Below are 1,504 nucleotides of genomic sequence, written 5' to 3' on the forward strand. Positions count from 1 at the left end.
GTGTCCTTCGGCGTTGAGCTGATCGCACCGATCGCCATGGAAAACGGCCTGCGCTTCGCGATCCGCGAAGGTGGCCGCACTGTTGGCGCGGGCGTCGTTTCCAAAATCACTGAGTGATTTTGAAACGGACCCGGTGGGCGACAGTCGCTCCGCAGGAGCGATGAGAGCCCACCCCCCGTCCTGACCGGGGACCACGGTTCAGATATTCGAAAGGCCGCAGCGTTTGCTGCGGCCTTTTGCTTTGGCAGGCTATGCGACCCCCCTGAAACGAGAAAGCCGGCGCTCGTAAGAGCCGGCTCCACTCGTTCTAATTCAGCCGCAATCAAGCGGCGTCAGCGTTCACGCCACCTTTGGTCGCGATCTCTGTCATGCGGCGGTCACCATCATAGGTGTGATCAAGCTGCTCTTGCAGTTGTGCACCATCTTCATTCTCGCCCAGACGATTGGCGAAGGCGACAACGCAGCCGTAGCCCGCCAGAGCATAGTGCACCATCCGCTGATACTGCGTGATGATCATCGCATCGCGGGCATCGCTGTCGCCAAAATCCTCCTCCAGCACGTGCTTATGCGCCTCTTTGACAAGACCTTCCATCCCGTGGCAGTGCTCGCCTTCCGGGTCGAGGTCATGTTTGGCGCAGATGGACCTCAGCACATCCATGCCCTTGGCGATTCCATTGCTGCCGTCGATCAGCGCTTCGCTAAGTTCCTTGTCCTCCGCTGCGCGGCCCAGAGCGTTGGTCGCTTCGAGCGATTGCTTGCAGGCAGAGTAGAGGTCTTGCAGTTGGTCGGTGTAGACGTCTTTGAGATTGTTCATAGTCATCGTTCGTCCTCCAATTTCGGGCTTGGTTCGACGAGAAAACGTAAGCTGGCCGCTCAATGTTCCCCAAAGAAGAGAATATCGGCGGAAAGGTCAGATCTGCTCTTGATCCGCCGCCCGTTTGCGACTACCCAAGCCTCCGGCATAGGGGTTTAGCTCAGTTGGTAGAGCATCGGTCTCCAAAACCGAGGGTCGTGGGTTCGAGTCCCTCAGCCCCTGCCATATTTCCTTAAATTAGCGATGAAGCTGCGCCGCCGAGCGGGGCATTTCATTCTTGGCGGTTCGCTGCATCCGTGCGAAGCGGGCGCGTCCCCTGTGGGTGTGCCGAGCCGCGGCAATTTATTCGTTATAGATTTGCCTACCTCAGGCGTCCTTGCGCAAGCGTTCAGCGAGTCGCGCCGCCTTGAGGCGATTCACCCAACTTCCCCTCTATGGCGCTTAATTCGGGGATGATTCACCCGGTCATCGAGGTTTCAACGCAGTCGCATGCTGCCGTCGCGGCGGAACTCAGGGCCTGTTCCTATAGAAATAGCACGCCATTTCAGCAGCTTGCCGAAAAGTCCCCCGAAATCTCATCTTTTCTCACTTTCTGCTTGCGGCTTTGTCTCAGTAACCTTAGAACCCCCTCTACCGGCGGCGCTGAGACGCACCGCTGGGGCGCCAGACGGGGCGGACGGCAGCGGAAGC

Annotated in this window: 2 protein-coding genes and 1 tRNA gene; 2 read left to right on the forward strand and 1 reads right to left on the reverse strand. The window is 58.6% G+C overall.

Features of this window, described 5'->3' with window-relative positions; all coding sequences use genetic code 11:
* Positions 1–117: hypothetical protein (locus ACGYK4_RS17250; protein WP_394377493.1), on the forward strand; the 117-nt coding region annotated here is incomplete at its 5' end.
* A 205-nt stretch (positions 118–322) separates the two neighbouring features.
* Here the strand turns inward: ACGYK4_RS17250 and ACGYK4_RS17255 are convergent.
* Entirely contained in the window at positions 323–820 is a 498-nt protein-coding gene (locus ACGYK4_RS17255) for a DUF892 family protein (RefSeq protein WP_394434631.1), read from the reverse strand.
* Positions 821–963: 143 nt separating this feature from the next.
* On the opposite strand from ACGYK4_RS17255, the gene ACGYK4_RS17260 reads away from it, so the two are divergent.
* Positions 964–1,039, forward strand: a tRNA-Trp gene (locus tag ACGYK4_RS17260).
* Positions 1,040–1,504 lie beyond the last annotated feature (465 nt).

This window comes from Sulfitobacter sp. 1A13368, assembly GCF_043557275.1.
GTDB lineage: Bacteria > Pseudomonadota > Alphaproteobacteria > Rhodobacterales > Rhodobacteraceae > Sulfitobacter > Sulfitobacter faviae.

What these genes read in the sequence shown, in the direction of transcription:
- ACGYK4_RS17255 (WP_394434631.1), bottom strand. Translation starts at nt 820, where the DNA reads ATGACTATGAACAATCTCAAAGACGTCTACACCGACCAACTGCAAGAC.